The sequence below is a fragment of the Micromonospora ureilytica genome (assembly GCF_015751765.1).
Lineage (GTDB): Bacteria > Actinomycetota > Actinomycetes > Mycobacteriales > Micromonosporaceae > Micromonospora > Micromonospora ureilytica.
In genome coordinates this window covers 1,758,948-1,775,174 of record NZ_JADOTX010000001.1, presented here as the reverse complement: position 1 = coordinate 1,775,174, position 16,227 = coordinate 1,758,948, and the positions used below count along the sequence as shown (strand labels likewise).

The window sequence follows — 16,227 nt, the reverse complement described above, 5'->3', positions numbered from 1 at the left end:
CCGGGCTGGCCTGTTGCAGTGAACAGGCCGGCCCATGCTGGCACGTAATGATCGGAGACACCGTGGACCGCGCCCAGCTCGCCAGCTTCCTGCGCACCCGCCGCGAGGCGCTCCAACCCGAGGACGTCGGGTTGCCCCGGGGCCCGCGCCGACGCACCGGAGGGCTCCGGCGCGAGGAAGTCGCCACGTTGAGCGGAATGTCCACCGACTACTACAGCCGGTTGGAGCAGCAGCGCGGGCCGCACCCCTCGGAGCAGATGCTCGCCGCTCTCGCTCGCGGCCTGCGGCTCTCCCTCGCCGAACGCGATCACCTGTTCCAGCTCGCCGGACACGCCGTACCGCATCGCGCGGTGCGCGCCGACCATGTGAACCCGGGAATGATGCGGATCCTCGACCGGATGCACGACACCCCGGCCCAGGTGGTGAACCACCTCGGCGAGACCCTGGCGCAGACCGCGCCGGCCGTCGCCCTGCTCGGTGACGAGACCCGGTACGCCGGGTTGGCGCGCAGCGCGCACCACCGCTGGTTCACCGACCCGACGGCACGGCAGCTGCACCCGACGGAGGACCACCGGACACAGAGTCGCCTGCTCGTGGCGCACCTGCACGCGTCGTACACCCGTGATGGGCGCGGCTCGCGGGCCGCGGCCCTCGTCGACGATCTGCTGGCCCGGAGCCCGGAGTTCGCGCAGCTGTGGCGGGAGCATCCGGTGCCGGCCGGCTACTGCCCGCCCAAGCACTTCGTGCACCCGGAGGTCGGGGCGTTGGAGCTGCACTGCCAGACGCTTGTGGACCCCGACCAGTCGCAGACCCTGTTGGTCTTCACCGCCGCGCCCGGGTCGCCGAGCGACGAGAAGCTGCGGCTGCTCTCCGTCATCGGCGGCCAGCGCGTCTGATTGTGATCAGCTGCGGGCGGGGTAGCGGGCCGGGCTGACGCCCAGGTACCGCCGAAAGTGTCGGGTCAGGTGCGCCTGATCGAAGAAGCCGGCCGCGACGGCGGCCTCGACGGGCCGCTGCCCGGCGAGGAGCAGGCGACGCGCCAGCTCGACCCGGCGGCCGGTCAGGTACGAGTGCGGTGGCACGCCGTGCACGTGGGTGAACGTCCGGACCAGGTGGGTCGGGTGGGCGTGCAGCAACTCGGCGGCCTCCCCCAGTGTGACGCCCTCGACGGTCCGGGCGTCCAGCAGCTCCCGTAGTCGGATTGCGAGCTCGCGCCCGGTCGGCTGCCCACCGACCGGGGACCGCTGGTGGAGCTGGCGGCGCAGCCGGTCCAGAATGAGCGCGAGTCGGCTCTCGGCCTCGAACTCGTCGCCGGGTGCGGCGAGCGCCTGGTGCAGGTGGTGGATCCGGTCCCGCAGTTGCGGATCGGCCAGGTCCGGCTCGTCGACGGCCCGGCCGACCAGCTCGGCGTCGAGCGCCGAGGTGTCGAGGTACAGGACCCGTTTGCGGAAGCCGCCCGGTGTCGCGGAACTGCCGTCGTGCGGCACGTACGGCGGCAGCAGGGTGACCGACGTGCGCAGCGCGCCGTGCCGGTGCCGGTCCAGGTCGAAGCGGACGGCACCGTCGTCGACGATCAGCAGCGTCCACACGTCGTGGATGTGCCGGGGGTAGGCGTGGTCGACGAAATGGGCGTGGAAGACCTCGGCGACCCCGGCTACCGCGGGTCGCCACGCGCTGACGTGCGAGCCGGCCGGGCGGGTGGCCACGCTAAGAACGTACAAGACCGGGCGGTGTCGGGGCGGGCAGGCTCGACGCCATGACCGAACCGATCCGCTTTCCCACCAAGATCGCCGTACTGCTCCGCAACGACCTGGCGAGCTGGCAACGGCTGAACGTCACAGCCTTTCTGGTCAGCGGCCTCGCGCACGCGCTGCCGGAGCTGCTCGGCGAGGAGTACCGCGACGCGGACGGCACGCGCTACCTGCCGATGTTCGGCCAGCCGGTGCTGATCTTCGCCGGGGATCGGGCGGCGTTGGTCGGCGCGCACTCGCGCGCGCTCGCCCGCGGCCTGCGGCTGGCGGTCTTCACGTCCGAGCTGTTCGCCACCGGCAACGACCGGGACAACCGAGCCGCCATCGAGGCGGTCGGTCGGGAGAAGCTCGACCTGGTGGGCCTGGCGCTGCACGCGCCGCGCAACGTGGTGGACAAGGTGCTCAAGGGTGCGTCCATGCACCCGTAACGGCATCCGGGGCGACGAAGACATTGATATCGGTGTGTATGACTGTAATGATTAACAGACTTTACAGTTGTTTCGCCGCCCGGAAGGACCCCCACATGGCGCGACGATCGGCCGGGCTCGCGCCCCGCCGCCCCCGCATCAGACTGACCTCCGCGCTCGCCGCGGCCCTGCTCGCCGTACCGGCCGGCCTGGTCGTCGGCACATCGCCCGCGACAGCGGCCGCGACGGGCGCCATCACCGGGTACGGCGGCAAGTGCGTCGACGTGGCCGCCGCGAACCCGGCCAACAACACGCCGGCTCAACTCTTCACCTGCAACGGCTCCACCGCACAGCAGTGGACGGTGGCCGACGACGGCACGATCCGGGCGCTGGGCAAGTGCCTCGACATCGCCGCCGCCGGCACCGCCAACGGTGCCCGGGTGCAGATCTACGACTGCAACGGCACCGGGGCGCAGCAGTGGTCGCCCAGCGCCGGGCAACTGGTCAACCCGACCTCGGGCAAGTGCCTCGACGCGACCGGCCCCAGCTCGGCCGACGGCACCCCGCTGCAGATCTGGAGCTGCACCGGCACCGCCAACCAGGCGTGGACGTTGCCCACCGGCGGCGGCACCACACCACCGCCGTCATCGGGTGGTTTCACCCACCCCGGCGTGCTGGTCAGCCGAGGCCAGCTCGACTTCGTCCGGGGCCGCGTGCAGGCCGGCGCGCAGCCGTGGGCGGCGGCCTACAACCAGATGATGGGCAGCCGGTACGCCTCCCTGTCGCGCACCCCGGCGCCCCGCTCGGTGGTCGAGTGCGGCTCCTACTCCAACCCGAACAACGGCTGCACCGACGAGCGGGAGGACGCGATCGCCGCGTACACCCACGCGCTCGCCTGGTATTTCACCGGGGATGCCCGCTACGCGCAGAAGTCGATCCAGCTCATGGACGCGTGGTCGGCCACGATCACCGCGCACACCGGCAGCAACGCTCCGCTGCAGACCGGCTGGGCGGCCTCGGTCTGGCCCCGGGCGGCCGAGATCATCAAGTACACGTACACGAGCTGGCCCAACGCCAACCGCTTCGCCACCATGCTGCGCAACGTCTACCTGCCGATGGTGCGCAACGGCTCGAACAGCAACGGCAACTGGGAACTGACCATGATGGAGGCCACGATCGGCATCGCGGTGTTCCTGGAGGACCGGTCCGCTTACGACGCGGCGGCCACCCGCTTCCTCAACCGCGCCCGGGCCTTCGTCTACCTGCCCAGCGACGGCGCGTTGCCGTACACGATGCCCGGCAGCGGCCTGGACACCAGCGCGGAGATCATCGGGTACTGGCAGGGCCAGTCCACCTTCGTCGCCGGCCTCGCCCAGGAGACCTGCCGCGACTTCGTCCACACCGGGTACGGGATCTCCGCCATCTCGCACGTCGCGGAGACCTCCCGGATCCAGGGACGGGACCTGTACCCACAGGTCGGTGAGCGACTGCGTCAGGCGCTCGGGTTCCACTCGCGCTACCAGCTCGGTGAGGCGCCGCCGTCCTGGCTCTGCGGCGGCAGCCTCACCCGTGGCCTCGGCCCGATCACCGAGGTCGGCTTCAACGCGATGAGCACCCGGTTGGGCAATGTCATGACCAACACGCAGACCCTCACGCTGCAACAACGTCCGGCCGGAACCAACAACCTCTTCGTCGCCTGGGAGACGCTGACCCACGCCAACAACCCCAACTGACCAGGCCGCCGTGGGGTGGCGCCGAATGCGCGGCGCCACCCCACGACGGTGCTCAGTTGTCGGCCCCCAGCGCCTCCACCGGGCTGACCCGCGACGCCCGACGGGCCGGCAGCACCCCGGCCAGCGCGGTCAGCCCGACCAGCACCACGAAGAGCCCGGCCAGCGGCAGCAGCGGCGCGGTCAGCGGTGCCTGGATCCCGAGGGTCTGGACCGCCAACCAGGCGTACGGGATGCCGAGCACCAGGCCGATGGTCGCGCCGATCACCCCGTACAGGCCGGACTCCACGGTCAGCATGGTGCGCAGGCCGGTCCGGGACAGCCCGATCGCCCGGAGCAACCCGGACTCGCGTACCCGCTCGACCACCGAGAGCGCGGTCGTGGAGCCCACGCCGACGACCGCGATCAGCACGGTCAGGCCGACCAGACCGACAGCGATCCAGACCAGGGTGCGCACCAACGCGTCGTTGCGGTCCCGTTCGTCGGCGAGCACCGCGAGGCCCACCCCGTCGCTGCCGCCGATCGCCTGCCGTAGCGCCCGCACACCGGCGGTGCGACCGTCCTCGCCAGCACCTGCCGCGTCGGCCAGCAGACCGGTGTACGCGGCCGGCACGCCGAGCCGGTCCAGGTCCGCCGGATCGGTGAGGATGCCCGCGTGCAGCGGCCCGTCACCGGGCAGGACCGCTGCCACCCGCACGTCGACAGTGCCGGTGGCGACGGCAAGCGTGACGGTGTCGCCGGCCCGCAGACCCGCGTCCCGCGCGACCCAGCTGTTGAGCACGATCCGGCCGGGGCCACGATCGGCCAGGGTGCCCTGGGCCACGTCCAGGTCACCGGTGGTCGGCAACGCCGCCAGGTCCAGGTCGCTGGTCGGATAACCGGACTCGACGTCGCCGAGCTTGTCGGCGCCGCGCAGCAGCGTGGCGTCGCCGACCCTCCGGTACGGCACCACCCGCGCCAGCGCGCCGCGCGCCGCCTCGGCCCGGGTCACGACGGCCGGCGGCAGCGTCCCGCCGTTGCTGGTGACCTCGAAGTCGGTCGGGGCCGAGAGCGCCATCTCGCGGTCGGCGAGGATCTGCAACGACGCGCCGCCGATGACCACCCCGGAGATCAGTGTCACGCCCAGCGCGACCACGACGGAGACCGCGGCGGCCCGGCGCGGCGCCCCGCCGATCCCGCCGACCGACATCCGCCCGAGCGGCCCGAGCTGGCGCAGCGGCCAACCCACCACGGCCAGCACCGGGCGCACCAGCAGCGGACCGAGGGCCACCAGCGCGAAGAACGCCAGCGCGCCGGACCCGACCAGCAGGAACAGTGGCATCGAGGGGTCGTAGTCCGACTGGTCCGGCTTCGGCAACTGGCTGATCGTCGCGACCGCCGCCAGGATCGCGCCGACGGCCAGGAGCAGCCCGAAGACCAGACGCAGCACGCCGATGCCGCGCCGGCCGGCGGTGACGCTCGCCGCCCGCAGCGCCTCCAGCGGGGAGACCCGGGCGGCCGAGAGCGCCGGCGCCAGCACGGCCAGTACGGTGATCACGACGGCGCCGATCACCACGGTGACCGCCGCCGCCAGTGGCAGGCCCGGCGAGGAGACCTCGTGGCCGGTGGCCCGCAGAATCGCCGGCAGCGCGTACCCGAGGGTGAGGGCGCTGGCGACCCCGACGACGCCGGCTACCAGCCCGGTCAGGGCTCCCTCGGCGATCAGGGCCCCCACCAGGGTGCCCCGACTCGCGCCGACCGCCCGCAACAGCGCGAGCTGCCGCATCCGCTGGGCGAAGACGATGCGGAAGGTCGAGGTGACCACCAGCGCCGCCGCGACGACCGCGATGGAGACGAACATGCCGACCAGGATGAAGAGCCTCCCGACCTCCTCGGCCGCCGCGTTGGCCTCGGCCTCGCGCACCTCGGCGCCGGAGCGGATCGGCTGGCCGGCGACCGCCGCGGTCACCCGTTGGCGGACACCGCTCGTCGAGGTGCCGGGGGCAACCCGCACGTCGACGCGCTCCACGGCCGTCAGGCGCGCCCAGGCGATCACGGCACTGTCCGGGGCGTACGCGTCGTAGCCGGCGTCGGCGCCGGTGTCCACCACGCCGGTCACGGTGAGTGGGGCGGGCGTGGTGAGTTCACCGCCCGTACCGCTGGTGGTGGTGCCGACCGAGAGCCCGAGCCGCTCGGCGGTGCGCGGCGTGATCGCGATCTCGCCGGGCTGGTCCGGGTAGCTGCCCTCGATCACCCGGACCGTGCTCAGTGGGCCGGTGCCCGGATCGGACTGGAGGTTGAGGTACCCCTCGCCGACGGAGACCCCGGTCGCCACCCGGGCCACCGCCTCGGCCACACCGGGCACGGCCCGGATCTGCCGCACGTCCATCACTGTGGGTGGCGGCACGCCGGGGCTCCCGATCACCAGGTCGGTGACGGCAGGGGTGCCGCTGAGGTTGTCCCGCACGGTCCGTTCGGTGATCTGCTGCACCAGCACGGTGCCGAAGACGACGAACGACGCGACAAGGATCGCCAGGCCGGTCAGGATCAGCCGGCCGGGCCGCCGGGCCGCGGCGGCCGTCTGGGTACGCAGCACTGTCGCCCTCATGCGCGGGCCGCCAGATCACGCAGCGCGTCGGTGACCGACACCTGGTTCGGCTTGTCGATCTCGCCGGCCAGCCGCCCGTCGGCGAGCAGCACCACCCGGTCGGCGTACGCGGCGGCGATCGGGTCGTGAGTGACCATGACGACGGTCTGGCCGAGGTCGCGTACCGAGTCGCGCAGGATGGTGAGCACCTCCGCGCCGGAACGGGAGTCGAGGTTGCCGGTCGGCTCGTCGGCGAAGACCACCTCGGGCCGCGCCACCAGCGCCCGGGCCAGCGCGACCCGCTGCTGCTGGCCGCCGGACAGCTCGCTGGGCCGGTGGTTCAGTCGGTCGCCGAGGCCCAGCACCCGCACGAGGTGCGCGAGGAGCTCAGCGTCGGGCTGCCGACCGGCGAGGTCCAGCGGCAGGGTGATGTTCTGCGCGGCGGTGAGCTGCGGCAGCAGGTTGAAGGACTGGAAGACGAATCCGATCCGCTCCCGGCGTACCCGGGTCAGTGTCCGGTCCGACTGGCCGGTCAGCTCCGTGCCGCCGAGCAGGACGCGACCGGAGGTGGCAGTGTCGAGACCGGCGAGGCAGTGCATCAGTGTCGACTTGCCGGACCCGGACGAGCCCATGATCGCGGTGAACTCGGCCCGGCCGAAGCCGACCGAGACCCCGTCCAGGGCACGGACGGCGGTGTCGCCGCTGCCGTACACCTTCACCAGGTCGACCGCGGCGACCGCGGCGTGGCTGGTCTCCGGCGGGGCGTGGGTTGTCATCGTTCCTCCAGTGGCTGCGTGGTGACCCGGACAGCGTCGCCGCCATCGGCGGGTGGGCGCATCGGTCCGGGGCCAGGTATCGCCGGCGCCGGGTCTGCCTTTTGGCCGATCCGCCACCTCCGTCCGCCTGGCTACGCTGGGTCACCATGAGCACGCCGGATCTTCGACGTTGGTGGGTACGCCTGGCCCAGGCCGCCGGACTGGTGGCCATGGGGCTGCTCGCCCTCTTCGACCTGCGGTTCGGCGCACCGGAGAGCCTGGCCGCCCTGCTACTCCTGCTGGTGCGGATGGGGCTCGCGGTGGCGACGGTGCCGCTCTGGCTGCCGGTGCACCGGCTGGGATCGCGCGTGGTGCCGCTGGGCGCCTTGGTGCTCGCCTGCGCCTCACTGGCCGTGACCGCGGCCGTCCTGTTCCTCTCCGGCAGCAGTTACCTGATCGGCGGCAGCTGGGGGCTCGCCGAGTCGGCCGGGCTGATCGGGGTGGTCTTCGTGGTGGCCCGCTGGGGCGCGCCCCGGCTCGCCCCGTGGGCGGCGGTGGCCGCCGGGCTCGCCGTGGCCGCGTTGCCGCTGCGCGCCGGCACCGAGAACCTGCTGGTCATCTTCGGGCTGCTCCAGGTGCTCGCCGCGGCCGGCGCCGCCGGGGTGGGGCTCTACCTGCGAATCATGGCCGCCGGCCGGGAGCGGGCCATCGCGCTGGTGCGGGCCGAGCAGCGCGCGGAGTTCGCGCGGGACCTGCACGACTTCATCGCCCACCACGTGACCGGCATCGTGGTGCAGGCGCAGGGCGCCCGGTTCGTCGCCGAACAGGACCCGCAGCGGGTGATCGTCGCCCTGGAGCAGATCGAGCGGGCCGGTGCGGAGACGATGGCCTCGATGCGGCGGATGGTCGGAATCCTGCGCAACCCGGACGCCCCGCCGGACGCGCCGCTGGCTCCACTGGCCGGGGTGACCGAGCTGGAGCCGCTGCTGACCGGGTTCAACGGCGCGGCCAACGCGCCGGCACGACTGCACGTCGACGGCGACCTGAACGGACTGCCGGTGGAGGTGTCGACGTCGGCGTACCGGGTGGTGATGGAGGGGCTGACCAACACCCGCCAGCACGCGCCGGACGCGCGGTCCGTGAACGTGGCAGTGCGACGCACCCCGGGCTGGTTGTTGGTCCGGGTAGCCGACGACGGGGCGTCGCCGCGCACCGCGCCGGCCCGGGGCCACGGCTTCGGCCTGATCGGTCTCACCGAACGGGTACGCGCCCTCGGCGGCACGATCACCGCCGGACCCGGCGTCGCCGGTGGCTGGGTGCTCGACGCGGCGTTCCCGCTGCAGATGGCGATGCCCCGGTGATCCGGGTGCTGATCGCCGACGACCAGGCGATGGTCCGGACCGGCTTCGGCATGATCATCGGTGCCCAGTCGGACATGGAGGTGGTCGGCGAGGCCGCCGACGGGGTCGACGCCGTCGAACTGGCCCGACGACTGCGCCCGGACGTGGTGCTGCTGGACATCCGGATGCCCCGCCTCGACGGCCTTGAGGCACTGCGGCTGCTCGCGGGGCCGGGCGTCGCCGACCCGATCCGGGTGGTCGTCGTGACGACCTTCGACCTCGACGAGTACGTGCACACGGCGCTCTCCAACGGCGCGTGCGGTTTCCTGCTCAAGGACTCGGGCCCGGCCCTGCTGGTGGAGGCGGTCCGCGCGGCCGTGTCCGGCGACGCGCTGATCAGCCCCTCGATCACGGTACGGCTGTTGGAGCACCTCAGCTCACCCGCCCCGGCACGCGACGACGGCGGCCTGTCACCTCGGGAACTCGACGTCGTGAAGCTCGTCGCCCGGGGCCTGACCAACGCCGAGATCGCCACCCAGCTCTTCATCGCCGTGGGCACGGTCAAGACCCACCTGGCGAGCGTGCAGATGAAACTCAGGGCCCGCAACCGGGTCGAGATCGCCGCCTGGGCCTGGGAACGCCGCCTCGTCGGCTAGGTCGGTCGGGCCGCCGGCCGGATCGCCGGGTTCTCCGGCTCTGGCGGGCGGCGGCTCACGGGCGGCGGCTCACGGGCGGCTTGCTGTCTTGTCCGGTGCCTTTGGAGCTGATGTCATAAACGAATCAGCAGCACCGGCGGCCGGCGGCCGGCGATGTCATAGACGATTCAGCTCCAAAGGCAGCGACCGGCACACCATCCGCCTGCCATGGCCGGACTCCTCGCGCTGATGACGGCGCCCGAGGTCCGGCGGGGTCACCTGCCGAACCATAGTGACCTAACATTGACCGCAATGGATTGCTGTGAACGGCTGGCGACCGGAGGCGGGGAATTCGTCGTGCGTGATCATCGAAGTCGAAAAATCCGGTCGAAGGCCGCCGCGCTGGCCGCGTGTGCGCTGGCGGTGACGCTGATCGCGGCGGGCGCGACCCCGGCGCACGCCGCCGCCGACGACACCGAGCGCCCCACCGCCCCCGGCCCGATCACTGTCGTCGCCGTCGACACCACCTGGGTCGAGCTGACCTGGGCGGCCTCGACCGACAACGTGGGCGTGGTCCGCTACCCGGTCGGCGCGCGATTCGAGGATTTCGGCGCCCAGTACTCGACCGACACCAACAGCATCCGGATCACCGACCTGCGGCCCTCGCGCACGTACACCTTCTCGGTGTGGGCTCTGGACGCGGCCGGCAACAGCTCGGCGTCGAACCCGACCCTGCGGCTGACCATGCCACCGGGGGACGACCAACCCCCGAGCGCGCCGGGTCAACCGGTGGCGTACGACGTCGCCGCCACTGTGGTCCGGCTGCGGTGGGCGCACTCGGTGGAGAACGTCGCGCTCGACCGGTACGAGGTGTTCCGGGTCGACGCCGGCGGCACTCTCACCCGGGTCCGTGAGGTGTACCAGTATCCGCCGGTGAACAGTGCCCAGATCAGCGGGTTGGCGCCGAACACCACGTACACCTTCGTGGTGCAGGCCCGCGACGAGGTCGGACACCTGTCCCCGCTCTCCGCACCGGTCACGGTGACCACACTGCCGCCGCCGCCGAGCTGCGCGGTCCGCTCCGTCGTGCGGCAGTGGTCGGACGGCTTCGTGGCGCACCTCGTCGTCGAGAACACCGGCACCACGGCGATCGACGGGTGGACGATGACGTGGCGGTTCTGGGCCAGCCAGCAGGTCCACGGCATCTGGGGCGCGACGATCGTCGACCGTCTCAACAACAGCTACCTGCGGGTGCGCAACACCGGTCGCAACGCGGTGATCCCGCCGGGCGGCACGGTGTCGCTGGGGCTCGTCGCCTCCGGCACGCAACTGCCCGAGGAGGTCACGCTGAACGGTGGCCTCTGCACTGTGGCAGACGAGTAACGCTCCACTCCGGGGTCTGGCGCCAGCCGCGACATCTTGCGACGCTAACGCCTGTGTATGACTACGACCTGTTGGTGCTGGGCTCCGGACCCGGCGGTCAGAAGGCCGCGATCGCTGCCGCCAAACTCGGCAGGCGGGTCGGCATCGTCGACCGCCGCGACATGATCGGTGGGGTGTGCATCAACACCGGCACGGTCCCCTCCAAGACACTGCGCGAGGCCGTGCTCTACCTGACCGGGCTGAGCCAGCGGGACCTCTACGGCAGCAGCTACCGGGTCAAGGAAGAGATCACGGTCAGCGATCTGGCCGCCCGGACACAGCACGTGATCACCAGGCAGACCGACGTCATTCGCAATCAACTGGCCCGCAACCGGGTTGTGATGATCACCGGCACCGGCCGCTTCGCGGACGCGCACTCGATCTGGGTCGACAGCGGCTCCGGCCGCGAGTCGAAGGTGACCTTCGACAAGGTCATCATCGCGGCGGGCACCCGCCCGGCCCGCCCGGACAGCGTCGACTTCGACGACCGGACGATCGTGGACTCCGACGGCGTCATCAACCTGCAGGCCGTCCCCCGCAGCATGGTCGTGGTCGGTGCCGGCGTGATCGGCATGGAGTACGCCTCGATGTTCGCCGCGCTCGGCACCAAGGTGACAGTGGTGGAGCGCCGCGAACGGATGTTGGATTTCTGCGACGACGAGGTTGTCGAGTCGCTCAAGTACCACCTGCGCGACCTGTCCGTGGCGTTCCGCTTCGGCGAGGAGGTCGCCGCCGTGGAAAAGCACCAGACCGCCGCGCTGTGCATCCTCAAGAGCGGCAAGAAGATCGTCGCCGACACGGTCATGTACTCGGCCGGCCGGCAGGGTCAGACCGACGACCTGGCTCTGGAGGCCGCCGGGTTGGAGGCGGACCGACGCGGCCGGATCACCGTGGACGCCAGCTACCGCACCTCGGTGGACCACATCTACGCGGTCGGCGACGTGATCGGCTTTCCGGCGCTCGCGTCCACCTCGATGGAGCAGGGCCGGCTGGCCGCGCAACACGCCTGCGGTGAACCGATCCGGGAGATGCACGGCCTACAGCCCATCGGCATCTACACGATCCCGGAGATCAGCTTCGTCGGGCAGACCGAGGCGCAGCTCACCGAAAGCTCGACGCCGTTCGAGGTGGGCGTCGCGCGTTACCGCGAGCTGGCTCGCGGTCAGATCGTCGGTGATTCGTACGGCATGCTCAAGCTGCTCGTCTCCCCCGACGACGGCCGGCTGCTCGGGGTGCACGTGTTCGGCACCGCCGCCACCGAGATCGTCCACATCGGGCAGGCGGTGATGGGCTGCGGCGGCACTATCGACTACCTCGTCGACGCGGTGTTCAACTACCCGACGCTGGCCGAGGCGTACAAGGTCGCCGCCCTGGACGCGTCCAACAAGATCCGCAACATCACCCGCATCGACGGCTGAGCCGTTCAGGAAGGCCTCACCCCCCTTCGAGGAATACCGCCGTTCTCTAGCGGGTCAACCGCTCCAGCAGTTCGCCGAGCAGCGCGCGTTCGCCGGGGGTGAGGTCGCCCGGGTCGCTGTCGACCAGCGCACGCAACGTCAATGCGGCGCTTGCACGGGTCGCGGGGGCGTCGGCGGAGGGTGTGTGCAGGACTCCGGCCAGCGCGGCCTCGCGGACGCGTTTGGACAGCCCGAAGTCCGGCTCCGGCTGGCTGATCAAGGTGAGCGTGATGCCGACGTTGGCGGCGAACACCTGTTCGGCGGCATCGGCCGCCGGCACCTTGAGCATGCCCCGGGCGGCGGCGGCGGTGAACCGCTCGCGCAGCGCGGCGTGCGCGGGAGCGGTGACGGCGCAGGGCTTTCCCGGCTCGGCGCGGCCGTAGAGCAGCCCGTAGAACGATGGGTGCGCCAGCCCGAACTGCACGTGCCTGTCCCAGCCCGTGCGCAGGTCGTCCAGCGGGTCGCCAGAGTTCTCGACCGCCGTGTACTGGGTGAAGCCGTGGTTCGCCACGGCGTCGATCAGGCCCTGCTTGCTGCCGAAGTGGTGGTACAGCGTCGGGGCCTGCACCCCGGCGCGTTCACACACCGCCCTCGTGGACACCGTGGCGCCGCTCTCCAGCAACTCGGCTGCCGCGAGCAGGAGTCGATCCCGTGCGTTCTGCATGTTGTTATAGTAGCTCATGTAGCGCTACATTGCCTTCTATAGCGAGAGGAGAAGTCCATGAGGACTTGGTTCATCACTGGTGGGACTCCCGGAGGTTTCGGCCTGGTCTATGCCGAGGCCGCACTTGACCAGGGCGATCAGGTGGTAGTGACGGCGCGTCGGCCCTCTGAACTGCAGGAATGGGCTGAACCGCACGGCGACCGTGTGCTGGTTCTCCAGCTCGATGTCACCGATGCCGACCAGGTGCGTGCGGCGGTCAAGACCGCCGAGGAACGGTTCGGCGGAATTGACGTGCTCGTCAACAGCGCGGGCCGTGGCTGGTACGGCTCGATCGAGGGGGCCCCCGACGAGACGATCCGCCGTACGTTCGACCTCAACCTGTTCGCCGTCGTCGAGGTGATGCGGGCGGTCCTGCCGGGTATGCGGGCACGCGGCGACGGCTGGATCGTCAACATGTCTTCGGTGGCCGGCCTCGTCGGCGCACAGGGGTTCGGCTACTACGCGGCGGCGAAGTTCGCGATCGAAGGACTCACCGAGACACTGCGCCAGGAAGTCGAGCCGTTCGGTGTGCGCGTGCTCGCCGTAGAGCCGGGAGCCTTTCGCACCAGCGCCTTCTCCTACTTCCAGAACGAGCCTGTCAACGAGACCGTCGACGCCTACGTGCCGATGGTCGAGGCCGTCAAGGCGGCGTTCGTGGACGCTAACGGCAAGCAGTCGGGTGACCCTGTTCGTGGCGTGCAAGCCGTGATCAGCGCGATGAACGCACCCGTTCCACCGCACCGGATCGTGCTCGGCAACTCCGGCTACGACGTCGTTGTTGCGATGCACGAGAACGCACTCGCCGAGCTGCGCGCGAACGAGAAGCTTTCACGCAGTGCGGACTTCTGAGCCTGTCGCCAAAAGTGGTGTCGGTGACCCGCGCGGCACTTGACCATGCGCTGCAAGGACATACCAGCACGCTCTCGCGCCCTGGCACCCGAGAAACTGGAGAGTAGAAATGAACGACATCACGCTGCCCAACGCTGTCGAGAACTTCATCGCGGCCACCAACGCCCACGACGCGAACGCCCTGGCCGCGGTCTTCAGCGACGGGGCCACCGTGCGCGATGACGGGAAGACCTGGGCCGGCGAGGCCGAGATCCGCGAGTGGATCCAGGGGCATCTGATCACCCCCAAGATCGTGCTCACGCCGACCTCGTTCGCGGGCGACCGGCTGGTGGCCTCCGGGGACGGTGACTTCCCCGGCGGGCCGCTGTCCTTCTCGTTCGTGTTCGGCATCAAGGACGACCAGGTCAACGACCTCGCGATCGCCCCTGTCTGATCCGTCACCGGCTGGGGCGGCCGGAGGGCCGCCCCAGCCCGCGAAGGTTGCGGTGGCCGGCAGCTGACACCCGGTCAGGGCTCAGTGTTCGGTGGGACCTCGCCGTAGCGGGGCGATCGTCCGCGACGCTGTTTCGGTGGCCTGACGGCGCAGGACGTCGTTCTCCGCGGTCGCGATGTCGGTGGTGCCCGCTACCGTGCCGGCACTGTTGACGCGTTGAGGAAAGAGGCAGTGGTGGGCGCATCCGGTTGGAGCTACTTTGTCGCGTACCAGCCAGACCTGGACGCGGCGTTGGACGCGCTGCGGGACAAGATCTTCGCCGAGGGCCAGTACTGGTGGGCCCGGGGTGAGACCCCCAACTCGGCGAGCGACTATCCCCACCGTCCCGCCACGATGAAAGAGCTTTTCAACGACGAATGGGTGCAGGAATCGGGCACCCATTCCATCCTCGACGTCTACCGAGTCCTCGACGAGGGCGAACGGCCCGAATTCGGCACTGTCGAGCCGGTGAGCGCCGCCGAGGCGCTGCGCCACACCGGCACCGAGCGGCTGACCCGCGAGCACCTGGCCGCGATCGAAGGGCTGGCCGAGCAGAGATGGTTCGGCCGCTGCACGGTCCTGCACGACGCCGAGGGCAAGCCGGAGGAAATCTACTTCTGGGGCTTCTCCGGCGACTAACCCCGCGCGCCCAACGCCCTTCCAGCCGGTGCGGGGGCGGGGTCCGCCTCCGCACCGGCCGGTGGAGCTCTAGCGGGCTGAGCAGGTGGGGCTTAGGCTGCCGGCGGTGCCGTTGGCCTGGAAGCCGTACTCGGTGGACTGTCCGGCGCCGACCTGGCCGTTGTACGCCACGTTCGTCCAGTTCGTCGTGCCGGTGTTACCGCTGCGGTTGGCGTTCCACGCGTTGGTGACCGTCGCACCGGACGGCAGACCGATGCCGACCGTCCAGCCGCTGATGGCCGACGAACCGGCGGTCACCTTCACCGTGGCCACGAAACCACCCGTCCACTGGTTCACCGACACCGTCGCCGTGCAGCCACCCTGACCCGGAGGCGGCGTCGTGGGCGGGTCGGTCGGCGGGTCGGTCGGCGGGTCAGTGGGCGGGTCGGTGGGCGGGTCGGTGGGCGTGGTGCCGTTGTTCAACGCGGCGAGGACCGCGTCGTACGCCGGCTTCTTCGAGCCGTTGCTGTTGAACAGCAGCGGGGTCTGCGAAGCCCGCCACGAGTCACTGTCCCGGATGCCCCACACGGTGATGCCGTTGCACCGGGCCACGGCCAGGCAGTCCTCGACCACGCTGCGGTACGTGTTCGCCGACGCGCCCTGGATGTCCAGCTCGGTGATCTGCACGTCCACACCGAGCGCCGCGAAGCTCGACAGCGTGGTGCGGTAGTTGCTCACGTACGGGGACTCGTTGTTGAAGTGCGACTGGAAGCCCACGCAGTCGATCGGGACGCCACGGGACTTGAAGTCGCGCACCATGTTGTAGACGCCCTGGGTCTTGGCGTGCGTCCAGTTGTCGGTGTTGTAGTCGTTGTAGCAGAGCTTCGCGTTCGGATCCGCGGCGTCCGCGGCCCGGAACGCGGCCTCGATCCAGTCGTTGCCGGTGCGCTGCAGGTTCGAGTCGCGACGGCCTCCGGAGCTGCCGTCGGCGAACGCCTCGTTCACCACGTCCCACGCGACGACCTGACCACGGAAGTGCGTGGCCACCTGCGTCACGTGGTTGAGCATCGCCTGCCGCAGAGCACTACCACTCATGCTCTCCATCCAGCCGGGCTGCTGCGAATGCCACGCCAGGGTGTGGCCCCGCACGCTCATTCCGCGGCTGCGGGCGTGGTTGACGATCTGGTCCGCCGCCCCATAGCTGAACTGGTTCTGCTGCGGCTCGGTGGCGTTCATCTTCATTTCGTTCTCGGCCGTCACCATGTTGAACTCACGGTTCAAAATCGTGGTGTACGCACTGTCGGAGAGCTTGAATCCGGCCACCGCCGTACCGAAGTACCGACCCTTCTCGGCGGCGGACGCGCCGAGCGTCGTGCCGGCGGAGGCGGGTGCCGTCGCAAACAGCGCCATGCCGGCCGCGAGGGCACCCACGCCGGCCAGCGCGATGGCGGCTCTCGACGCCGCCTTCCATCTCGCGTTTCTCATCGTGTGACTCCTTCTGTGGTGGTGGATGGGAATGGGG

General features: G+C 70.8%; 15 protein-coding genes. 10 read left to right on the top strand and 5 right to left on the bottom strand.

Annotated elements, in window-relative coordinates; genetic code table 11:
• Positions 1-62: 62 nt before the first annotated feature.
• Complete coding sequence (locus IW248_RS07740; protein ID WP_196930086.1) at positions 63-896, top strand: helix-turn-helix transcriptional regulator; 834 nt, start codon at positions 63-65, stop codon at positions 894-896.
• A 6-nt stretch (positions 897-902) separates the two neighbouring features.
• On the opposite strand, the gene IW248_RS07735 is transcribed toward IW248_RS07740, so the two are convergent.
• Positions 903-1,706 carry a helix-turn-helix transcriptional regulator gene (locus IW248_RS07735; RefSeq protein WP_196926333.1) on the bottom strand — a complete coding sequence of 268 codons (804 nt, stop codon included), beginning with the start codon at positions 1,704-1,706 and terminating at the stop codon, positions 903-905.
• Between the two features lie 50 nt (positions 1,707-1,756).
• Here IW248_RS07735 and IW248_RS07730 point away from each other — a divergent pair, with 50 nt between their 5' ends.
• Entirely contained in the window at positions 1,757-2,179 is a 423-nt protein-coding gene (locus tag IW248_RS07730) for a DUF2000 domain-containing protein (protein WP_196926332.1), read from the top strand.
• 95 nt (positions 2,180-2,274) lie between these two features.
• A complete protein-coding gene (locus tag IW248_RS07720; protein WP_231396221.1) occupies positions 2,275-3,891 on the top strand; it encodes a ricin-type beta-trefoil lectin domain protein in 1,617 nt (538 codons plus the stop codon).
• A 52-nt stretch (positions 3,892-3,943) separates the two neighbouring features.
• Here the strand turns inward: IW248_RS07720 and IW248_RS07715 are convergent, their stop codons facing one another.
• The gene (locus IW248_RS07715) at positions 3,944-6,475 is read right to left on the bottom strand and encodes an FtsX-like permease family protein (RefSeq protein WP_196926331.1); all 2,532 of its coding nucleotides are present in this window, start codon (positions 6,473-6,475) and stop codon (positions 3,944-3,946) included.
• Complete coding sequence (locus IW248_RS07710) at positions 6,472-7,230, bottom strand: ABC transporter ATP-binding protein (protein WP_196926330.1); 759 nt, start codon at positions 7,228-7,230, stop codon at positions 6,472-6,474. The genes IW248_RS07715 and IW248_RS07710 overlap by 4 nt, the downstream gene beginning before the upstream one ends.
• A 146-nt stretch (positions 7,231-7,376) precedes the next feature.
• Here IW248_RS07710 and IW248_RS07705 point away from each other — a divergent pair, with 146 nt between their 5' ends.
• The 4 genes from IW248_RS07705 to sthA all read left to right on the top strand — a co-directional run bounded on the left by IW248_RS07705 (position 7,377) and on the right by sthA (position 12,024).
• On the top strand, positions 7,377-8,570 hold the full coding sequence (locus IW248_RS07705; protein WP_196926329.1) for a sensor histidine kinase: 1,194 nt from the start codon (positions 7,377-7,379) through the stop codon (positions 8,568-8,570).
• On the top strand, positions 8,567-9,205 hold the full coding sequence (locus IW248_RS07700) for a response regulator (protein WP_124820898.1): 639 nt from the start codon (positions 8,567-8,569) through the stop codon (positions 9,203-9,205). Before IW248_RS07705 ends, IW248_RS07700 begins: the two co-directional genes overlap by 4 nt.
• Before the next feature lie 336 nt (positions 9,206-9,541).
• Positions 9,542-10,567: a fibronectin type III domain-containing protein gene (locus IW248_RS07695; RefSeq protein WP_196926328.1), complete on the top strand. Its 1,026-nt coding sequence runs from the start codon at positions 9,542-9,544 to the stop codon at positions 10,565-10,567.
• 53 nt (positions 10,568-10,620) lie between these two features.
• Positions 10,621-12,024, top strand: coding sequence for a Si-specific NAD(P)(+) transhydrogenase (sthA, locus tag IW248_RS07690; RefSeq protein ID WP_196926327.1), 1,404 nt, complete (start codon positions 10,621-10,623; stop codon positions 12,022-12,024).
• A gap of 46 nt (positions 12,025-12,070) precedes the next feature.
• On the opposite strand, the gene IW248_RS07685 is transcribed toward sthA, so the two are convergent.
• Entirely contained in the window at positions 12,071-12,727 is a 657-nt protein-coding gene (locus IW248_RS07685; protein ID WP_196926326.1) for a TetR/AcrR family transcriptional regulator, read from the bottom strand.
• Between the two features lie 57 nt (positions 12,728-12,784).
• Between IW248_RS07685 and IW248_RS07680 the strand changes: the two genes are divergently transcribed.
• From IW248_RS07680 to IW248_RS07670, 3 genes are all read left to right on the top strand, one after another.
• Positions 12,785-13,615 carry an SDR family NAD(P)-dependent oxidoreductase gene (locus IW248_RS07680; protein ID WP_196926325.1) on the top strand — a complete coding sequence of 277 codons (831 nt, stop codon included), beginning with the start codon at positions 12,785-12,787 and terminating at the stop codon, positions 13,613-13,615.
• 109 nt (positions 13,616-13,724) lie between these two features.
• Positions 13,725-14,048 carry a nuclear transport factor 2 family protein gene (locus IW248_RS07675; protein WP_196926324.1) on the top strand — a complete coding sequence of 108 codons (324 nt, stop codon included), beginning with the start codon at positions 13,725-13,727 and terminating at the stop codon, positions 14,046-14,048.
• Positions 14,049-14,282: 234 nt separating this feature from the next.
• On the top strand, positions 14,283-14,726 hold the full coding sequence (locus IW248_RS07670) for a hypothetical protein (RefSeq protein ID WP_196926323.1): 444 nt from the start codon (positions 14,283-14,285) through the stop codon (positions 14,724-14,726).
• A gap of 69 nt (positions 14,727-14,795) precedes the next feature.
• On the opposite strand, the gene IW248_RS07665 is transcribed toward IW248_RS07670, so the two are convergent.
• Positions 14,796-16,190, bottom strand: coding sequence for a glycoside hydrolase family 10 protein (locus IW248_RS07665; protein ID WP_196926322.1), 1,395 nt, complete (start codon positions 16,188-16,190; stop codon positions 14,796-14,798).
• Positions 16,191-16,227: the final 37 nt, after the last annotated feature.